3 protein-coding genes are annotated in these 2086 nt (G+C 71.7%); all 3 read left to right on the top strand.

Features of this window, described 5'->3' with window-relative positions; all coding sequences use genetic code 11:
- The coding region (locus ACFYOY_RS49025) for a DnaJ C-terminal domain-containing protein (protein WP_388594622.1) at positions 1-651 on the top strand (651 nt) is incomplete at its 5' end.
- The gene (locus ACFYOY_RS49020; protein WP_351906667.1) at positions 648-1016 is read left to right on the top strand and encodes a chaperone modulator CbpM; all 369 of its coding nucleotides are present in this window, start codon (positions 648-650) and stop codon (positions 1014-1016) included. The genes ACFYOY_RS49025 and ACFYOY_RS49020, both read left to right, overlap by 4 nt.
- Positions 1007-2086: Clp protease N-terminal domain-containing protein (locus ACFYOY_RS49015; protein ID WP_388594619.1), on the top strand; the 1080-nt coding region annotated here is incomplete at its 3' end. The genes ACFYOY_RS49020 and ACFYOY_RS49015, both read left to right, overlap by 10 nt.

The raw sequence follows: 2086 nt of genomic DNA, 5'->3' as shown, positions 1-2086 counted from the left end.
TTCGTCCGTGGCTTCGGCGAGGACGCCGGGGGCGGCGGAGTGGACTTCGAGGACCTGTTCAGCTCGTTCTTCGGCGGCGGCACGGGGGGCCGGGGCGGAGGCCGCGTGGACATCCCCGGCGCCGACCAGGAGGCGGAGCTGCCGCTCACCGTCGAGGACGCGTACCGCGGCGGCCGCCGCGGCGTCACCCTGGCCGGGCCGGCGGGGCAGCGCGGCTTCGAGGTCGACGTCCCGCCGGGCGTCGTGGACGGGCAGCGCATCCGGCTGGCCGGGCAGGGCGGCCGGGGCACCGGTGACGCACCGGCCGGGGATCTGTATCTACGGGTGCGGATCCAGCCCCATCCGCGGTTCCGGCTGGACGGCCGGAACATCCATGTGACGCTCCCGGTCGCCCCCTGGGAGGCCGCGCTCGGCGCGACCGTCCCCGTGCCCACGCCCGGCGGCACCGCCAAGGTGACGGTCCCGCCCGGGTCCTCCAGCGGGCGCCGGCTGAGGCTGCGCGGTGAGGGCATGCCCAACCCCCGCGGTCCGAACGGCGACTTGTACGCCGAGATCCGCGTCATGGTGCCGCCCGAACTCACCGACCGCGAGCGGGAGCTGTTCGAAGCGCTCGCCGCCACTTCCTCCTTCGACCCCAGGAGTGAGCGATGAGCAGCCACTCACGAGGGACCGTCACGGCCGCCCGGTACGCGCCCGTCCCGTCCGTCCACTACGACCTGGTGCCCGTCCGCAGGCTCTCGCTTGAGACCGTGGCCCGTCGCACCGGGCTCCATCCTGATCTGGTGGCGAGGTTCGTCGCCCTCGGCCTGGTCGACGCCGAGCGTGACCACGCGGGGCGGCTGGTGTTCGCTCCTTCCGCCCCGGCGGTGCTGGGCCGCGTCGAGCGGCTGCACGTCGGAATGTGCCTGAACTACGCCTCCATCGGCCTGGTGCTCGATCTGCTCGACCGCATTGACCGGCTCGAAGCCGCACTGCGCCGCAGTGGCGCGAGGAGTGATCAACCGCCATGGACATGAACCGTCTCACCCAGAAGTCCCAGGAAGCCCTCCAGGACGCCCAGACCAGGGCCCAGCGGTACGGCCACACCGAAGTCGACGGCGAGCACCTGCTGCTGGCCCTCCTCGACCAGCCCGAAGGGCTGACGCCCCGGCTGGTCGACCAGGTGGGCGCCGACCCGGAGGCGGTGCGCACCATGCTGGAGGCCGAGCTGGCGCGCAAGCCCAAGGTCACCGGTCCCGGGGCCGCCCCCGGGCAGGTCTTCATCACCCAGCGGCTGTCCCAGTTGCTGGATGCCGCCGAACAGGAGGCCAAGCGGCTCAAGGACGAGTACGTGTCGGTGGAGCACCTGGTGCTCGCGTTCACCGAGGAGGGGTCGGCCACCGCGGCGGGGCGGGTCCTCAAGGAGCACGGCGTTACCAAGGACGCGTTCCTGGGCGCCCTCACTCAGGTCCGCGGGAGCCAGCGGGTCACCTCCGCCAACCCCGAAGTGGCCTACGAGGCGCTTGAGAAGTACGGCCGGGATCTGGTCCTGGAGGCTCGTTCGGGCAAGCTGGACCCGGTGATCGGCCGGGATGCCGAGATCCGGCGGGTGACCCAGATCCTCAGCCGCAAGACGAAGAACAACCCGGTGCTCATCGGTGACCCCGGCGTCGGCAAGACCGCCATCGTCGAGGGCCTGGCCCAGCGCATCGTCCGCGGCGACGTACCCGAGGGGCTGCGTGACAAGACCATCTTCGCCCTGGACATGGGCTCCCTGGTGGCAGGAGCGAAGTACCGCGGGGAGTTCGAGGAGCGGCTCAAGGCCGTGCTCTCCGAGGTCAAGTCCGCCCAGGGGCGGATCCTGCTGTTCGTGGACGAGTTGCACACCGTGGTCGGCGCCGGGGCCGCCGAGGGTGCCATGGACGCCGGGAACATGCTCAAGCCGATGCTGGCCCGCGGTGAGCTGCACATGATCGGCGCGACCACCCTCGACGAGTACCGCAAGCACATCGAGAAGGACGCCGCGCTGGAGCGCCGCTTCCAGATGGTGCTGGTGGACGAGCCGAGCGTGGAGGACACCATCTCCATCCTGCGGGGCCTGCGCGAG

This window comes from Streptomyces sp. NPDC007875 (genome assembly GCF_042868035.1).
Taxonomy (GTDB): domain Bacteria; phylum Actinomycetota; class Actinomycetes; order Streptomycetales; family Streptomycetaceae; genus Streptomyces; species Streptomyces antimycoticus.
The sequence above is the reverse complement of the archived record's forward strand: the minus strand, read 5'-3'. Positions and strand labels throughout refer to the sequence as shown.